Here is a 17670-nt window from a genome sequence, read left to right as displayed (position 1 = left end):
TGTAGACCAGTGTATTGGAGATTATGGAAACCGCGTAACGATTTATTAGATGAAGTAATGGAACAAAAAATTAAAACCATAATTTGAATACCCTCAGACCACAGGTTAGTGAAAAAAATATTTTTAACGCCTAATAAACGGTGTTCATGAAGCTGAATTTGATGAATAAATTTTCCATCTATTCTATAATGAGATTAGAAATCAGATGGAGTACTCATGCAGGATATTATTTCAATATTCCATGTGTTCTCCTGTAGGTTGCAAAGGGCTTCGTAAGTATAAAAAACTGATAGAAAGGGATGAGGAAATTGCTGAAGAGCTTCAAGGCGGAAATAAATCCAACAGAGGAGCAGAAAGTCAGGATTCGTAAAACAATAGGTACTTGCAGATTTATCTATAATTTCTATCTTGCTCATAACAAGGAACTTTATGAAAGTGGCAAAAAGTTTATGAGCAGCAATCAGTTTAGAGTATGGCTTAACAATGAGTATCTTCCGAGTTATCCAGAATATTCCTGGATCAAGGAAGCTTACTCAAAATCGGTAACACAGGCAGTAAATAACGGACAGACCGCTTTTAAGATATTCTTTAATCACAAGAGCGCCTTTCCAAAATTTAAGAAGAAAGGCAGATCTGATGTAAAAATGTATTTTGTAAGGAATAATCCAAAAGACTGCCTTTGTGAAAGACACAGAATTAAGATTCCGTCACTTGGGTGGGTCCGCATCAAAGAGAAAGGGTATATTCCCACAACAAAAGATGGATACGTAATTAAGAGCGGTCATGTCTCAATAAAAGCTGACAGATACTATGTTTCAGTTCTTATAGAAATCCCAGATAGAAGGACAGCCAATAATTCCAGTAAAGGAATTGGCATTGACCTTGGATTAAAGGACTTTGCGATTGTTTCTAATGGAAAGACTTATAAGAACATCAATAAATCTGCAAAATTAAGAAAACTTGAAAAAAAGCTTATTCGAGAACAGAGAAGTCTTTCTCGAAAGTATGAAAATTTAAAGAAAGGAGGGTCTACTCAAAAAAGAAATATACAGAAACAAAGGCTTAAGATACAGAAGCTTCATCATAGAATAGATAATATTCGTACTGATTACATCAATAAGACAATCGCAGAGATAGTGAAAACCAAGCCATCTCATATAACGATTGAAGATCTAAACGTATCAGGAATGATGAAGAACAGACATCTTTCAAAGGCAGTTGCTTCGCAGAAGTTTTATGAATTTAAAACAAAACTTCTAGCTAAATGCAAGGAAAATGGAATTGAACTTCGAGTTGCAGATAGATGGTTCCCATCATCTAAGACATGTCATTGCTGTAAAAGTATCAAGAAAGATTTAAAGCTTTCAGATAGACTTTTCAGATGTGATTGTGGTTATATTGAAGACAGAGATTTCAATGCCGCACTTAATCTGAGAGATGCTACGACTTACGAAGTTGCATAAATAAACGCAAGCGTAAGTATGTACCGAAGGCTATTTCGGGAATTTACGACTATGGAGTGCACTAGAACTTGTGAGTAGATATGATTTCGGTCAATCCAAAGCATGCACGGTGACATAGTAAGTAATGTTCGTGAGAACTTACATTATCTCGATGTGAGTATATTTAATCACATTTTGAGTGGCAGAATGATTATGTATAAAATGATGTTATCGGATTTAGATGAAACACTTCTTATAGGACAGCATGTTCCTGTATTTAATCAGGAGGCTATACGTGAGGCTAAAAAGCATGGTTTGCGTTTTGTAGTCGCAACGGGACGATCTCATAGAATGATTGGGGATATTCTTAAAGAAATTGGTACATATGATATGCCTGGTGAATATTCTATTTGCTTTAATGGGGGTCTTGTAGTAGAGAATAAAGACTTTAAGATTCTTCATTTCCAGGGTCTTGATTATGAATTATTAAAGAAATGTTTTGATTATGGATGTAAAGAAAATCTTTGCATGCTCGTTTTCACATTAGACTGCTGTTATATTTATAATCCAGATGAATTTGAAGTAAATAGAAAGATTGAACAGAAAACGCCAATGAAGGTGATCTATGATCATGAGACTGAATTCTTAAAAAATGAGTCTATTGCTAAGATTCTTTTAGTAAAGAGAGATATGAATTATTTGAAGGAATTACGTGATGAGATGTATCAGGATATTGGAAATCAAGTAGAACTCACTTTCTCTTCTAATCGTTATCTAGAATGTAATGCGAGTGGTATTAATAAAGGTGTAGGTTTAAAGTGGCTTGCAGATTATTTGAATATTGATATTAATGATACAATTGCGATTGGCGATAATTATAATGATGTGTCAATGATTAAGGAAGCAGGACTAGGAGCCTGTGTGAGCTGTGCTCATGATGATATTAAAGAAATCAGTGATTATGTCTGTGAAAAGAATTTTGATGAAGGTGCAGTGAAAGAAGTAATAGAAACATTTGTATTAAAGGAGGCATAAGAGATGGAATATAAATTAATTGCAAGTGATTTAGATGAAACTTTATTAAATGATGACCATGTTGTACCAGAAAGTAATATTTATTGGATTCAAAAAGCAGTGAAGGAACGTGGGGTAAAGTTTGTACCAGCAACAGGAAGAGGTTATATGCAGATCTTACCTGAACTTACACAGTTAGGTTTAAAAGATATGGAAGGAGAATATGTTTTAAGCTTCAACGGTGCTGCTTTAACTGAGAATAAAGATAATCGTATTATTGAATTCAATGGCTTAGGATTTGATAAGATGAAGGAAATCTTTGAATTTGGTTTAAAACAGGATGTCTGCATACATGTTTATACAAATGATACACTTTATATATATAACTTAAGTGAGTCTGAAGCAGAAAGACTCAAGCATCAAAAGCTTGAAGTAGTTTATCCAAAAGAAAATAGTGTTGATTTCTTAAAGGATGCCACTATCGCAAAGATTTTATATCAGAATGTGGATGTGCCTTATTTAATGAGTCTAGAACCAAAAATGACAGATATTACTAAAGGATGTTCAGTGAGCTATTCTTCTAATCGTTATATGGAATTCAATAAAGAAGGCGTAGATAAAGGAGTAGGACTCCAGCATCTTGCAGATCAATTAGGTATCAAGATAGAAGAAACTATTGCGGTTGGAGATAACTATAATGATATGGCAATGCTTAAAAAAGCAGGTTTAGCTGTCGCTGCAGGTAATGCGGTTGAAGATGTTAAAAAAGCATGTGACTACACAACGCATGCAGATAATAATGAAGGTGTAGTTGCGGAATTAATTAAGAAATTTATTTTTCATGAAGACATTTAAATCTATTATTGAAAATGAAGCCAAACAGCCTTACTATCAAGCATTACATGAATTTGTAGAAGCAGAATATGCTTCTAAGACAATATTTCCTCCTCATAATCATATATTGCATGCATTTAACTTCTGTGATTATGAAGATATAAAGGTTGTTATTATAGGTCAGGATCCCTATCATGAATTACATCAAGCCAATGGTTTAGCTTTTAGTGTGAATAAAGGTGTACGCATACCACCTTCACTTGTGAATATTTATAAAGAAGCTCATAATGATGTAGGTATTGATATACCAAATCATGGTGATTTGACAGCCTGGGCAAAGCAGGGTGTTCTTCTTTTGAATACTGTCTTAACAGTAGAGAAAGGATGTGCAAATTCTCATAAAGGTAAAGGCTGGGAAATCTTTACTGATCATATTATTGAAGAGATGAATAAACGTGAAAAGCCTGTTGTGTTTATTTTATGGGGACGTCAGGCAGAAAACAAAGCCAGTATGATTGATACAAATAAACATTGTGTTATTACAAGTGCGCATCCATCTCCTTTGAGTGCTCATCGTGGTTTCTTTGGCTCTAAGCCATTTTCTCGCACTAATGAATTTCTTGTTAGTCAAGGGATAGAACCAATAGATTGGAGGATTGATTAATGTTTAGAAATATAGATAAAGCAATCGCATATATTGAATCTAAGAGACATAAGAATACAATTGAATCATTTGGAAGAATCCTAGAAGAATTAGGCATTAATACAAAACAGAAGAATATGATTCATATTGCAGGTACAAATGGAAAAGGTTCTACAGTGAACTATCTAAGAAGTATTTTAAATGCGCACGGATATCATGTAGGAACATTTACTTCTCCTTATATGATTAAGCATAATGATCGTATTCGTATTGATGATCATCCTATTAGCGATGAAGATTTACTTGCACTCATTAATAAATATGAATCAGTCATTGAAGAAAAGAATCTATCTATGTTTGAAATTGATGTTTTAATCATGTTAGATTATTTCTCTACTCATGACTTAGATTATCGTATTATTGAATGTGGTATTGGTGGTGCTAATGATAAGACAAATGTCATTCAGCCAATTATTAGTGCAATCACTAATATTGGAAATGACCACTTAGATCAGATTGGCCCTAGTCTTTATGATGTCATTAATGAAAAGATGGGAATCATTAAAGAAGGACAATACTTTATTACAAGTGAAGTAGAAGGAACAGTACTAGCAAGATTACAGGAACAATGTGATGCAATGGGTGCGACAATGGTTGTTGTACCTGAATATCAGGTATCACGTTATCCATTCCATTTCCGTTATCGTGATATGGCCTTTACTTTAAAGAATCAGGGAATCTATCAGATTGCGAATGCTCGTTTAGCTCTTACTATTGCGAATAAGCTTATTACTTTAGATTCAGAAACAACTGAAAAGGCGATAGAAAGTGCTGTATGGTATGGTCGTTTTGAAATGATGACTGTAGCAGGACATCAAGTTATTCTTGATGGTGCGCATAATACGGATGGTATTAAAGCGTTACTAAGTACAGTGCAGTATGTCCGTGCTGAAGATACAGTCTTTATCTTTTCAGGTTTAAAGGATAAAGATGTGGATGAAATGATTGAACTGATTGATGAAGCAGGTTATCCAATTTATCTCACTTCATTCAATGATGAACGTGCATCTGATTTAGCTAGTTATCGTAGCTTTAGTACTGTAACTGTAGTCCCACATTTTGCGGAAGCTATTAAAGTCGCATTACTTAAACATGATCAGATTGTTATTACAGGTTCACTTCATTTTATTTCTTCTATAAGAAAATATCTCAAACAGAATTATTAAGTCAGACTTACGCGTAAGTCTGATTTTTTTATATTTAAAATGTAATAGATGTGTAGTATAATAAATGTAGTAATTTAATGAAATTGAATCTTATAACTATCATAATTGTACCAATTGTGGTAGAATAGATTTATCAAAAAAGAAAGCGATTACATTTTTTTAGGAGGAGATAGAGAAATGGGTAAAGAAATCGTTGCTATGATCCTAGCCGGTGGCCGCGGAACAAGATTAAAAGAATTAACTGCGAAAGTTGCTAAACCTGCTGTCTACTTTGGTGGTAAATATCGTATTATTGACTTCCCACTAAGTAACTGTGCCAATTCAGGTATTGATGTAGTAGGTGTTTTAACACAGTATGAATCAGTGCTATTAGGAACTTATGTTGGTTCAGGTACTAAATGGGGTCTTGATGGTAATAACTCACTTGCTGCAATTCTACCAGCACGTGAAAGAGGAGAAGTAGGTGCTACTTGGTATGCAGGTACTGCTGATGCAATTTATCAGAATATTAGCTTCTTAGATCAGTATGATCCAGAATATGTATTGATTTTATCTGGTGACCACATTTATAAGATGGATTATGAAGAAATGTTGAATGTGCATAAAGAAAAAGGTGCAGATTTAACTGTTGCTGTATTAAATGTTTCCTTAAAAGAAGCAAGCCGTTTTGGTATCATGAATACAGATGATAAAGGCTATATTTATGAATTCGAAGAAAAACCAGAAAAACCAAAATCTACATTGGCTTCAATGGGTATTTATATCTTCAGTTATAAAGAATTACGTAAATACTTAATTGCGGATGCAGCAGATGAAAACAGTAAGCATGACTTTGGTATGAATATTATTCCTGCCATGCTTGCAGATAAGAAGAAGTTATATGCTTGGACTTTTGATGGCTATTGGAAAGATGTAGGAACTGTTGAAAGCTTATGGCAGGCAAATATGGACCTTCTTGATGATAAAGAACTTGATCTTTATAACATCAAGAAAGATTGGAAGATCTACTCAGAAGATACACTTGGTAAACCACAGTTAATTGGTAAAGATGCAAGTGTAAAGAAATCATTAGTTACACAGGGATGTGTTGTTAATGGTGAAGTTGAAGGATCTGTTTTATTCAATAATGTTAACGTAGGTGAAGGTGCTAAGGTTATTGATTCAGTATTAATGCCTGGTGTTCTTATTGAAGAGGGCGCTGTTGTCAAAAAAGCAATTATTGATGAAGGCGTTGTAATTAAAGCTGGAACAGTTGTGAATGATGAAGCAAAAGAAGTCGCTTTAGTAAGTGACAATGGCAGATAAGGAGTGAAGAGCAAATGGCAAATGTAGTAGGATTAATCAATTTACATAGTGATGTATCTTTGAAAGGATTAACAGAAAGACGTCCAGTTGCTTCAGTTAGCTTCTTGGGTCGTTATGGTGTTATTGACTTCGTATTATCTAACTTTTCAAATTCTCGTATTGATAAAGTTGGTATTTTAGTAAAAGAAAAACCAAGATCATTATTGAAACATATTGGTTCTGGTAATGCATGGAACTTTAACTCTAAAAGAGGTGGTATTTCATTATTATATGATGAAAAATATGCAAACAGTAACATGTACAACCATGACATCAACAATATGTTAGAAAATATTGCATTCTTAGAAAAATCAACTGAAGATTATGTTGTTATTTCTCCAGCACATATCATTACTACTATGGATTTCTCTGATGTTGTAGAAGCACATGAAAAATCTGGCTGTGATGTGACTGTCGTATATAAGAAGATTAAGGATGCGAATGAAGCATTTATCGGTTCTGATTTCTTAAAGATTAAGGACAAGCAGGTTGTTGATTTTGAATTAAATAAAGGCAATCGCAAGGATCGTTCAATCTCACTTGAAACTTATGTAATTAATAGAAAAGCATTAATCAAGATGCTTTATAAAGCACAGAAAGTATCTGTATTCTATGATTTAAGAGATACTTTAAATTATTTAAAAGATGAAATGAAAATCAACGCTTATGAATATAAAGGATTTGCAAAATGCATTGATTCATATGCAGCTTACTTCAAGACATCTCTTGAATTCCTTGATATCGATGTATCAACTCAGGCATTCAAGTCTAACTGGCCAATTTTCACAAATACTAACGATACACCACCTTCAAAGTATCTAAAGGATGCTGAAGTAAAGAGCTCTTATATTGCGAACGGTGTATTTGTAGATGGAGTTGTCGAAAATAGTATCTTAGGACGTAATGTTAAGATTGGTAAAGGCGCTGTTGTTAAGAACTCTATCCTATTTAGTGGTTCTTCAGTAGAAGCAGGCGCTCATCTTGAAAATGTTATTATGGATAAAGATGCTAAAGTAAAACATGTTAAAGAACTTATTGGCGATGCAAGTGATCCATTGTATGTCAAAGAAGGTGACATTGTCTAATGAGAATCGTTTTTGCTGCTGGTGAAGCACTTCCTTATATTAAATCTGGAGGGCTCGCTGACGTTATCGGTTCTTTACCAAAAGAACTTGTGAAGAAAGGTCATGAATGTTATGTCATTCTTCCTAAGTATCAGGATATCAAGTTTCCAGAAACTTTAGAATATGTGACTAACTTCTATTTATGGGTAGGATGGAGAAGATGCTATTGTGGTGTCTTTAAGGCAGTATATGATGGTGTGACTTATTTCTTTGTGGATAATGAACAATATTTCAGAAGACCTGGTTTATATGGTTATGATGATGATTATGAAAGATTCGCATTTTATGACTTTGCAGTTCTTGAATGCTTATCTCGTTTAAATATCATGCCAGATATCTTATCATTACATGACTGGCAGACTGCTATGATTGCGCCTTTATACAAAGAAAGATATTGCTATTATGATTTCTATGGTAATGTGAAGATTACATTCACAATCCATAATATCGCTTATCAAGGTAAATGTGATCCATTCTTATTGAATGATCTATTCGGTTTAGATAACTACTTATATTACAATGGTAATGTACGTAATGATGATTGCATGAACATGATGAAAGCAGCTATTCTTTATTCAGATGCAATTACAACTGTATCTCCAACTTATGCCAAGGAGATTCTAACAGATGCTTATGGTGAAGGATTACAGAGTATCCTTGCTATGCGTAAAGATGATCTTTATGGTATTTTGAATGGTATCGATTATGATACAAATAACCCAGAAACAGATCCGAATATTCCTTACCATTTCAACGCTAATAGTGTTTATACTGAAAAGGTGAAGGATAAGCTTGCATTACAGGCTGAGGTAGGATTACCACAGGATCCTGATGTTGCACTTATTGGTATTGTAACTAGATTAACATGGCAGAAGGGTTTAGACTTGATCCTTAATCGTATGGAAGAAATCTTGCAGAGAAAGGTTCAGCTATTAATTCTTGGTGCTGGTGATAAGAAATATGAAGAACCATTAGAAGAAATTGCTGGTTTTGGTAATCCAAAGATTTCATTACAGTTAAAATATGATTTTGGTTTATCTTGTCGTATTTATGCAGGCTGTGATATGTTCTTAATGCCTTCGTTATTTGAACCATGCGGATTATCTCAGATGATGTCTTTACGTTATGGTACAATTCCTATCGTTAGAGAAACTGGTGGATTAAAAGACAGTGTTCAGCCATTCAATGAATTTGATGGTACTGGTACTGGATTTAGTTTTGCTAATTATAATGCTCATGAAATGATGGACACTATCGATTATGCATTACATATCTACTATGATGATAAAGATCAATGGAATGGTTTAATTTATCGTGCTATGACTGAAAAATTAGACTGGGATCGTTCAGCTGATGAATATTTAAGAGTATTTGGTTCATTACTTGGTTAATACAAAGATGGGGGGTTCCTCCATCTTTTTGCCTAGGAGATGATATTATGAGTTTGTTAGATAAAGTTAAAGAGTTTGCTGAAAGTGAAGAAGTACAAAAGGGTATTCAAAGAGTTAAAGAGAATACTGAAGAAATATTAAGTGAAGAGAATATTAATAAGTGTGTTGATCGTGCAAAAGAAGCAGCACATACTGTTTCTGAATCAGAAACATTTCAAAAGGCCAAAGATGGCATTAAAAAAGTGACTGAAACAGAAGAATTCAAGGATGGTATGAATGATTTAAAGGACTTTGGTGCAAAAGGTTTGTCTCTTACATCTAAAGGTTTAGATAAGTTATCAAAAAAATTAAGTGATACAAAGAAATAAGAACGGCGTTTGTCTTGAAGAATAGACGATAATTTGATATAGTGAAGTAAATTATAGATGAGAATGAATAGAACAAGAAGCTTACAGCGAGGATGAAGTGGTGAAAGCATCTAGTGGGAGGTTCTAGGATGCACCCATCTGAGTCTTTTTGAAAGAAAGAACGTTTGACTTGCGTTAAGAGTGAAAAGCTATGGTAAGGTGGATCGTCTTTATCATGAGCTTTTTTTATTTGAGGAGGATGTTATGAGACTATTTAACACATTAACAAACAAAAAAGAAGAATTTAAGCCAATTGAAGAAGGTAAAGTTTCTATCTATATTTGTGGTCCTACAGTTTATAACCATGCTCATATTGGGAATACACGCCCAATGATCGTATTTGATGTATTAAGGCGTACTTTTGAGTATTTAGGGAATGATGTGACTTTTGTATCTAATTATACAGATGTAGATGATAAGATCATCAAAGCCGCTAAAGCAGAAGGTATTACAGAAAAGGAACTCACTGATAAATATATCAAAGCATATGAAGATGTCAGAGCAGGATTAAATATTGAAGATCCTACATATAAACCGAGGGTCACTGAAACTATGCCTGAAATCATTAATTTCATCCAGGCATTAATTGATAAGGGTTATGCTTATGAAGTAGATGGAGATGTTTATTTCCGTGTTACTAAGGTTAAAGAATATGGTATGTTATCAGGTATTAAGGTAGAAGATTTGATTGCGGGGGCAAGTGATCGTACTCTTTCTGTTGATGATAAGAAGAAAGAAAGTACAACTGACTTCGCATTATGGAAGAAAACAAATGAAGGTATTCAGTTTGATACACCTTGGTCAAAAGGTAGACCAGGATGGCATACTGAATGTGTTGTCATGATTAATAAGCTATTCAAAGATGGTAAGATTGATATCCATGGTGGAGGACAGGATTTAAAGTTCCCTCATCATGAAAATGAAATTGCTCAGTCTATGGCTTATAATGGACATCCTATTGCCAACTATTGGATGCATAACCAGATGATCAATATCGATGGTGAAAAGATGTCTAAGTCTTTAGGTAATGTATTATGGGCTAAGGATTTAATTGTAGAATTTGGATGCAATGTTTTCAAATGGTTGATGTTATCTACTCACTATCGTAATCCATTAAATATGACTGATGATGTTATTGCAGGTGTACGTAAAGAAGTATCTAAAGTAGAAAATGCGACTAAGAATGCGTCTTTATATTTACAGGTGAACCATGTTCCTGCTCATGATTATAAGAAGGAAACTGTGGATGCTATGGTGAATGCATTAGAAGATGATTTAAATACTTCACTTGCATTAACACAAGTATTAGATCAGGTAAAAGTATTGAATCAGGTGATGCGTGTGAGAGAAAAAGACAATGATGTCATTGCGACTGAATATGCAACTCTTGTTAAGATGGGGGATGTTTTAGGCTTCTTATTTGAAGGTACTAAATTATCTGAAGAAGATATCGCTTTATATGAACAATGGAATGCTTACAAGAAAGAAAAGAACTTTGATGAAGCAGACCGTGTTAGAAAAGATTTAACTGAAAGAGGCATTCTCTAATGCGTCCAGAGCTAATGAATGCACTTGCTGTCGCTTATTTAGGTGATGCAGTCTTTGAAGTATATGTCCGTGAATATTTACTCACAGAGAAGGGAATTATGAAGCCTCATGAATTACAGAAAGCTTCTATCAAGTATGTCAGTGCGTATGCCCATGCAGGCTTTATGAAATATGCCCTTTCTCGAAATTTCTTCACAGAAGAAGAAGTGCGTTTATTTAAGCGTGGACGTAACTGCAAGGGACATTCAGTAAAAAATAAATCAGTTGTTGTACATAACCAGTCTTCTGGTTTTGAATCAATGGTTGGACATCTTTATCTCACTAAGCAGACAGAAAGATTAGATGAAATATTTGAATTATTTAAGAAATATGTGGAAGAAGAGGAAGTGACAAAGTGAAAGAATGGATTTATGGTAAAAACACCGTCAGAGAACTATTAACAGGACCTAGACAGGTTTATGAAGTTATGATTCAGAACCAGTCAAAGAATGATGATATTGTGAAGTTGTGTCGCAAGAATAATATAAAAATGAGGATGACGGATAAAAATGGCTTTATTAAACTTGTAGGGAATGTAAACCATCAAGGTGTAATGGCTTTAATTGATGGTTATGACTATACACCTTTAGAAGATATCGTACGTAACATTCCAGAAGGAAAACAGCCACTCTTATTAATGCTTGATGGTATGGAAGATCCTCACAACCTAGGGGCTATTATTCGTACATGTGATGCAATTGGTGTAGATGGTGTTATTATTGGTAAAAAGCGTTCTGTTGGTTTAAATGCGACAGTCGCAAAGGTATCAACTGGCGCTATTGACCATGTTCCTGTGGCTCAGGTAACTAACTTATCTCGTACTCTAGATTCTTTAAAGAAAGAAGGATTCTGGGTAGTAGGTTGTGAATTAGATAACTCTACAGATTATCGTGCTGTAGATTACAATATGCCACTAGTTCTTGTGATTGGATCAGAAGGATTTGGTATTTCTCGTTTAGTAAAAGAACATTGTGATATGAATGTCATTCTACCAATGGTAGGTCATGTCAATTCACTCAATGCCTCTGTAGCGACTGCCGTATTACTTTATCAGGTATATAACTCACGTCATCCTCTCTAAGAGGAGGATGATCTATGGATGATCGTACATTAAAGGAACTGATTTATTTAGCAAGATCTAATGATCCTGTCGCATTACAATATCTTTATAGTTATTATGATGCTTTAGTCAAAGCAGTGATGAGAAAGATGAAGTATATCTCATCTATGTCTCTAGAAGCACAGGACTTATTGCAGGTAGGATTGATTACCTTCGATAAAGTATTCTGGAGCTATCGTGATGACTTGGATACTACATTTGATGTATATGCGAAAAGCTGTATTATTAAAAAGATGCAATCATTACTCAAGAAACAATATACTTTCTTTACTCGTTATGAAAAGAAATCTGTTTCTCTAGATAAGATTGTGAACTATGAAGATTCACGCACTTATGGTGAATTGATTGCAGATCAAAAAGTGGAGTACTCTCCACAAAAGGCACAGAATCTAGAAAAAATCTGGGAACTTATTTATGCGATTATCCAGAATGAGACATCAGAAAGAGATCAAAAGATCTTTCATCTTGTTTTATTAGGATATCCTGAAAAAGAGGTGGCACTGATGCTTAATATTTCAATAAAGTGTGTTTATAACAGTGTTTATCGTGTAATGACTAAATTAAGAGCACATCCATTAGGGGAGTTCTTAATTATCAATTGACGATATTGTGTATTTATGATAAATTAATTTAGGTTAAGGAGTGATAAGATGAGAGAAAAGGTAATCTTAGTATGCACGGAATGCTTATCACGTAATTATTCAGTTTATAAGAATAACAGAACAAATGTAAAACGTTTAGAATTACGTAAGTACTGCAAGAAATGCGGTAAGCATACGATACATAGAGAATCGAAATAAGGAGGCTGCATCTATGGATGATAAGGCTAAAAAAGAAAAGCTTAAGCAGGAACGCAAGGAGCTTAGAAAAGCAAAGAAATTAGAGCGTCAAAGACGTTTAGAAGAACAAGAAGATAAGAATCCATTAAAATTTAAAGAATGGTTTTCTCTAAAAGGTATTCGTCAGGAAATTAAAAATGTTCATTGGTTAACAAAGAAAGAATTAGCTCGTGATGCATTTGTAGTACTTGCATTTACAGTAATTCTAGGTGTTTATTTCTATGGCGCAGATGCATTAATTGCATTAATTTTAAAGACGTTGGGGTTAAGTTAATATGGCAGAAGAATTAGAAACTAAAGTAGAAAATACTGAAGAAACTCATGATTCCAATAATGAAGGAAGACAATGGTATGTTGTTAATACATATTCAGGTCATGAAAATAAAGTAAAAGAAAATCTTGAAAAACGTGTTGAATCAATGGGACTCCAGAATATCCTTTTCAATATTGTGATTCCAGAACATGTTGAAACAGAAATCAAGAACGGTAAGAAAGTGAACAAGACAGTGAATATGTTCCCTGGTTATGTTCTTGTAGAAATGATCATGACTGATGAAGCTTGGTATATTGTTCGTAATACACCAGGTGTTACAGGATTCATCGGATCATCTGGTGGAGGGGCAAAACCTTTCCCAGTAAATAAGAGAGAATTAGATCCAATCTTAAAGTCAATGGGTGTACAGACTACAGCTGTAGAAATTGATTTTGGTGTAGGTGATTATGTAGAAGTTCTTGCTGGACCATTTGCAGCTAAGAGTGGTAAAGTAGAATCTATCGATAAAGAAAAAGAAACAGCAACAGTACTTGTTGATTTCTTGGGTAACCTTACTCCTATTGATTTGGAATTAATTCAGCTTAAGAAGATCGAAGAATAGACGTGCTTATGCATGTCTTTTTTTGTGCTTGAAGATAAAAATGGTATCACTTACAATAATATTAGGAGGTTATATGTATGGATGCATTTATTGAACTAAAGAATGTTGTGAAAAGATATACAATGGGAGATGTCACTATTTATGCAAATAATGGTGTGAATTTTAAAGTAAATAAAGGTGAATTCACAGTTATTGTAGGTGCCTCTGGAGCTGGTAAAACAACTATATTAAATATGCTTGGTGGCATGGATACACCTACAAGTGGCACTATTGTTGTAGATGGTCATAATATTGCGACTTATGATGATAAACAATTAACAGATTATAGAAGAGATGATATTGGCTTTGTATTCCAGTTTTATAATCTTGTACAGAACTTAACAGCATTAGAAAATGTAGAACTTGCTTCTCAGATTTCTAAGGATCCACTTAATTCAGTAGATATTCTAGAACGTGTTGGTCTTGGAGAACGTAAAGATAACTTCCCAGCACAGTTATCAGGTGGAGAACAACAGCGTGTAGCCATAGCCCGTGCTATCGCAAAGAATCCTAAACTATTATTATGTGATGAACCAACAGGTGCACTTGATTATCAAACAGGTAAATCAATTCTTGGTTTATTAAGAAGTATGTGTGATAACTATGGAATGACTGTAATCGTTATTACACATAACTCAGCCCTTGCCCCAATGGCTGATCAAGTCATACATCTTAAGAATGGAAAAGTGGAAAGACAGGAATATAATGAACATCCTGAATCCATCGATAATATTGAATGGTAAAAAAGAAATTCTATTGGAAAACTGTCTTTAAGAACATCAGTCAGTCTAAAGGACGTTTCTTTTCCATCTTCATGATTATATTCTTAGGTGCTGCAGTCTTTGCAGGGCTCAGAAATACCCCTTATACAATGGCTTCTAGTGTAGATACATATCTCAATAATCATAATTATGCCGATCTTACTTATATTGCGACACTTGGCTTTTCTGATGAAGATGTCGCAAAGGTAAGAAGCCTTAGGGGTGTGAAGAAGGTTGCCCCATGTTATCAGTTTGATGCTTTATTTTCACATAAGGATGGTAAGTCAGGTGTCACTGTTTATTCACAGGATCACTATGATCAAAATATGCTGGATCGTCCTGAAATAGTAAAAGGACGTTATCCTAAAAAAGAAGATGAATGTATCATTGATGTCAATTTAGGTAAATATAATTACAAGATTGGTCATACGATTGAACTTTCTAATGATAATGGAACTAAGACATATAAGATTGTAGGTATTGTGAATGATCCACGATATATCAGTAATGTAGACAGAGGAACTAATACACTAGGTGATGGAACCAATAGTGGATTTGTGGAAGTATTAAATGATGGGGCAAGAGAACTTGGTTTAAATAGCAAGGTGGCTCAGTTAAGAAACAATGATCATCTATATACTTCTTTACTTGTCGATGTAGAAGGTGCCCAGAATTATGATTTATTTAGTTCTGATTATGATGATATGATTGAAACAGTAAATACACGTATTAAGAGTACATTATCTGAAGAAATAAGTGATCAATATGATCAACTAACGGGAGATATGCAATCACAGTTAGATGATGCAAAGAAACAATATGAAGAAGGCTATCAGGAATATAAGCGTAATCTAGATTCTTTTAATTCACAGATATCAGAGGGTAAGGTGAAGTTAGCTCAAGCACGTATTCAATTCTATGAACAAAAGAAGGTCTATTTAAAGAAAGCCTCACAGATTACTCAAGCCTCACAGCAGGCTTATAATGAAACTAAGAAAATAGATCAGGAAATCAAAACACTTCAGAACTCTATTAAAGATACTCTAGGTAGTATTAAGGATAAAGAATCAGCAGAGGATGCTTATACAAAGATACTTACTGAGATGAATGAAAGTCTAGGTCAATTTAATCAGAAACTTCAAGGTGTAGGTCAATTACTAGAAGGACGTATACAATTAGAAAAGGCGCAATCACAATTAGATGAAGCAGAAGCAGAACTTAATATCCAGCAAAGTAAACTTGAAGTCACTGAGAATAATGCTAAGCTGCAGCTCAACTCAGCAAAAGAGCAGCTAGATCAAGCAAAGGCACAAATAGAACAAGCAGAATCACAATTAAGTCAGATTCCAAAAGGCACTCTATATTCACTTACTAAAAGTGAAAATGTCGGTATTGCGACTTATGAATCCTATAAACAGGCCATTGCATCTATTGCGCAAGTATTCCCACTCATCTTTTTCTTAGTAGCTGCATTAGTCTCTCTTACAACTATGACACGTATGATAGAAGAACAAAGAGGCTATTGTGGAACACTTCGTGCATTAGGATATAGTAAAAAGGATATTATAATGCAATATATTGTCTATGCTTTTCTAGCAACATTCTTTGCCTGTATCTTAGGTATATTAGTAGGTAATCAGGCATTCCCTCGTATTATCTATTTCTTATTCACATATTTAATGTATGGCATTAATCAATCAGCAGTACTAGTACAGAAATGGTCTATCTCACTTGTAACTATACTTATTTCTGTTGGTGTTACATTACTTGCAACATTAAGTGTCTGTTTACAGGAACTTGTTTCTACACCATCTGTCTTGATGCGTCCTAAAGCACCTAAGGCAGGTAAGAGAATACTCATGGAACGTATACCTTTTATATGGAAACGATTGAATTTCAATCAGAAGGTGACTATGAGAAACTTATTCCGTTATAAGAAACGTTTCTGGATGTCTGTCATTGGTATTGCGGGATGTACAGCCTTAATCATGCTGGGATTTGGTGTTAAGAACAGCTGTTCTGAAATCATTCCTTCACAATATGTAGAAGTATATAAATATGATGCACTTATTAAACTTAATACTAATGTAGAAGATACAAAAAAGATTGAAAATAAGATCAAGCGTCTAGAAGGTATTCATAACTTAACGAGTGCTATGCGTCAAAACATTACAGTACTAGGCAATAGTGAAGATTATTATAGCACGATGATTGCGTATGACAATGCGGATGAAATTAAGAATTTTATTCACTTTAAGGATTATAAAACAAAAAAGAAGATTATCTTAAATGATGAGGGGGTTGTCATCTCACAGAAGCTTGCGGAAAAGCTGAATGTGAAAAAAGGAGAAACTCTTACTTTCTCTCTTAATAATAGTAAATATACAGTCAAGGTGGCAGATATCGTAGAACACTATGTCAATCATCAAGTTTATATGAGTAAGACTTTCTATGAAAATCTGACTGGTATGAAATCATCTGCTTCTATACTTTATGTAGATATGAATACAAAGAAATCAAATATCAACGCTTTGAAGAACTATCTTGATCATCATGATATTGGTAGTATGGAACGACTTACTGCTACACTTGATGAATTCCAGCAAAGAATGTCTTCATTGAATATTATTGTTGCCATCTTATCAGGATGTGCTGCCTTACTTTGTTTTATTGTTCTTTATAATTTAACGAATATCAACATTGGTGAACGTAAAGGTGAAATCGCAACAATCAAGGTATTAGGATTCCGCCGTAAAGAATATTGTGACTATATCTTTAGAGAGAATATCATTCTTTCTTTGATTGGGGCCTCACTTGGTATGTTCTTTGGTTATTTCCTTCATCGATTTGTTGTATTAACGGTAGAAATGGATAATATGTTATTTATTCGTACAATGCCGCTTTATATCTATTTAATTGCGTTTGGTATGACAGTGGGCTTTACAATTATTATCAATCTTGCGATGCGCCATATCCTAGATCAAGTGAATATGGTTGAGTCTTTAAAATCAATTGAGTAAAAAA

General features: G+C 34.0%; 18 protein-coding genes. All 18 read left to right on the top strand.

Annotated elements, in window-relative coordinates:
* The first annotated feature begins 299 nt into the window (after positions 1-299).
* The 18 genes from ABUA27_RS01645 to ABUA27_RS01560 all read left to right on the top strand — a co-directional run bounded on the left by ABUA27_RS01645 (position 300) and on the right by ABUA27_RS01560 (position 17666).
* On the top strand, positions 300-1463 hold the full coding sequence (locus ABUA27_RS01645) for an RNA-guided endonuclease InsQ/TnpB family protein (RefSeq protein ID WP_349820084.1): 1164 nt from the start codon (positions 300-302) through the stop codon (positions 1461-1463).
* A gap of 192 nt (positions 1464-1655) precedes the next feature.
* The gene (locus tag ABUA27_RS01640) at positions 1656-2477 is read left to right on the top strand and encodes an HAD family hydrolase (RefSeq protein ID WP_281073433.1); all 822 of its coding nucleotides are present in this window, start codon (positions 1656-1658) and stop codon (positions 2475-2477) included.
* Between the two features lie 3 nt (positions 2478-2480).
* Positions 2481-3311, top strand: a complete 831-nt coding sequence (locus ABUA27_RS01635; RefSeq protein WP_129981641.1) for a Cof-type HAD-IIB family hydrolase — start codon at positions 2481-2483, stop codon at positions 3309-3311.
* Positions 3298-3954 carry a uracil-DNA glycosylase gene (locus tag ABUA27_RS01630; RefSeq protein ID WP_129981642.1) on the top strand — a complete coding sequence of 219 codons (657 nt, stop codon included), beginning with the start codon at positions 3298-3300 and terminating at the stop codon, positions 3952-3954. The genes ABUA27_RS01635 and ABUA27_RS01630 overlap by 14 nt, the downstream gene beginning before the upstream one ends.
* Complete coding sequence (locus ABUA27_RS01625) at positions 3954-5159, top strand: bifunctional folylpolyglutamate synthase/dihydrofolate synthase (protein WP_129981643.1); 1206 nt, start codon at positions 3954-3956, stop codon at positions 5157-5159. The genes ABUA27_RS01630 and ABUA27_RS01625 overlap by 1 nt, the downstream gene beginning before the upstream one ends.
* Positions 5160-5336: 177 nt before the next feature.
* Positions 5337-6464 carry a glucose-1-phosphate adenylyltransferase gene (locus tag ABUA27_RS01620; RefSeq protein WP_129981644.1) on the top strand — a complete coding sequence of 376 codons (1128 nt, stop codon included), beginning with the start codon at positions 5337-5339 and terminating at the stop codon, positions 6462-6464.
* 14 nt (positions 6465-6478) lie between these two features.
* On the top strand, positions 6479-7588 hold the full coding sequence (glgD, locus tag ABUA27_RS01615; protein WP_129981645.1) for a glucose-1-phosphate adenylyltransferase subunit GlgD: 1110 nt from the start codon (positions 6479-6481) through the stop codon (positions 7586-7588).
* Entirely contained in the window at positions 7588-9018 is a 1431-nt protein-coding gene (gene glgA / locus ABUA27_RS01610) for a glycogen synthase GlgA (protein WP_117459358.1), read from the top strand. The genes glgD and glgA overlap by 1 nt, the downstream gene beginning before the upstream one ends.
* A 47-nt stretch (positions 9019-9065) precedes the next feature.
* A complete protein-coding gene (locus ABUA27_RS01605) occupies positions 9066-9386 on the top strand; it encodes a hypothetical protein (protein WP_129981646.1) in 321 nt (106 codons plus the stop codon).
* A 243-nt stretch (positions 9387-9629) separates the two neighbouring features.
* Entirely contained in the window at positions 9630-10973 is a 1344-nt protein-coding gene (gene cysS, locus ABUA27_RS01600) for a cysteine--tRNA ligase (RefSeq protein WP_349820083.1), read from the top strand.
* Complete coding sequence (locus ABUA27_RS01595; protein ID WP_129981648.1) at positions 10973-11371, top strand: Mini-ribonuclease 3; 399 nt, start codon at positions 10973-10975, stop codon at positions 11369-11371. The genes cysS and ABUA27_RS01595 overlap by 1 nt, the downstream gene beginning before the upstream one ends.
* Complete coding sequence (gene rlmB, locus ABUA27_RS01590) at positions 11368-12093, top strand: 23S rRNA (guanosine(2251)-2'-O)-methyltransferase RlmB (RefSeq protein WP_129981649.1); 726 nt, start codon at positions 11368-11370, stop codon at positions 12091-12093. Before ABUA27_RS01595 ends, rlmB begins: the two co-directional genes overlap by 4 nt.
* A 14-nt stretch (positions 12094-12107) precedes the next feature.
* Positions 12108-12734: a sigma-70 family RNA polymerase sigma factor gene (locus tag ABUA27_RS01585; protein WP_129981650.1), complete on the top strand. Its 627-nt coding sequence runs from the start codon at positions 12108-12110 to the stop codon at positions 12732-12734.
* Between the two features lie 48 nt (positions 12735-12782).
* Positions 12783-12932: a 50S ribosomal protein L33 gene (rpmG, locus tag ABUA27_RS01580; protein WP_006505734.1), complete on the top strand. Its 150-nt coding sequence runs from the start codon at positions 12783-12785 to the stop codon at positions 12930-12932.
* A gap of 13 nt (positions 12933-12945) precedes the next feature.
* Positions 12946-13245, top strand: coding sequence for a preprotein translocase subunit SecE (secE, locus tag ABUA27_RS01575; protein WP_192924028.1), 300 nt, complete (start codon positions 12946-12948; stop codon positions 13243-13245).
* Between the two features lies 1 nt (position 13246).
* Complete coding sequence (gene nusG, locus ABUA27_RS01570; protein WP_022425226.1) at positions 13247-13846, top strand: transcription termination/antitermination protein NusG; 600 nt, start codon at positions 13247-13249, stop codon at positions 13844-13846.
* A 77-nt stretch (positions 13847-13923) separates the two neighbouring features.
* On the top strand, positions 13924-14628 hold the full coding sequence (locus ABUA27_RS01565; RefSeq protein ID WP_129981652.1) for an ABC transporter ATP-binding protein: 705 nt from the start codon (positions 13924-13926) through the stop codon (positions 14626-14628).
* On the top strand, positions 14622-17666 hold the full coding sequence (locus tag ABUA27_RS01560; protein ID WP_349820082.1) for an FtsX-like permease family protein: 3045 nt from the start codon (positions 14622-14624) through the stop codon (positions 17664-17666). Before ABUA27_RS01565 ends, ABUA27_RS01560 begins: the two co-directional genes overlap by 7 nt.
* Positions 17667-17670 lie beyond the last annotated feature (4 nt).

Source organism: Catenibacterium sp. RTP21428st1_D7_RTP21428_210409 (assembly GCF_040227455.1).
Taxonomy (GTDB): domain Bacteria; phylum Bacillota_I; class Bacilli_A; order Erysipelotrichales; family Coprobacillaceae; genus Catenibacterium; species Catenibacterium mitsuoka_A.
Note: the sequence above shows the minus strand (reverse complement) of the source record. Positions and strands in the feature narration are given on the sequence as shown.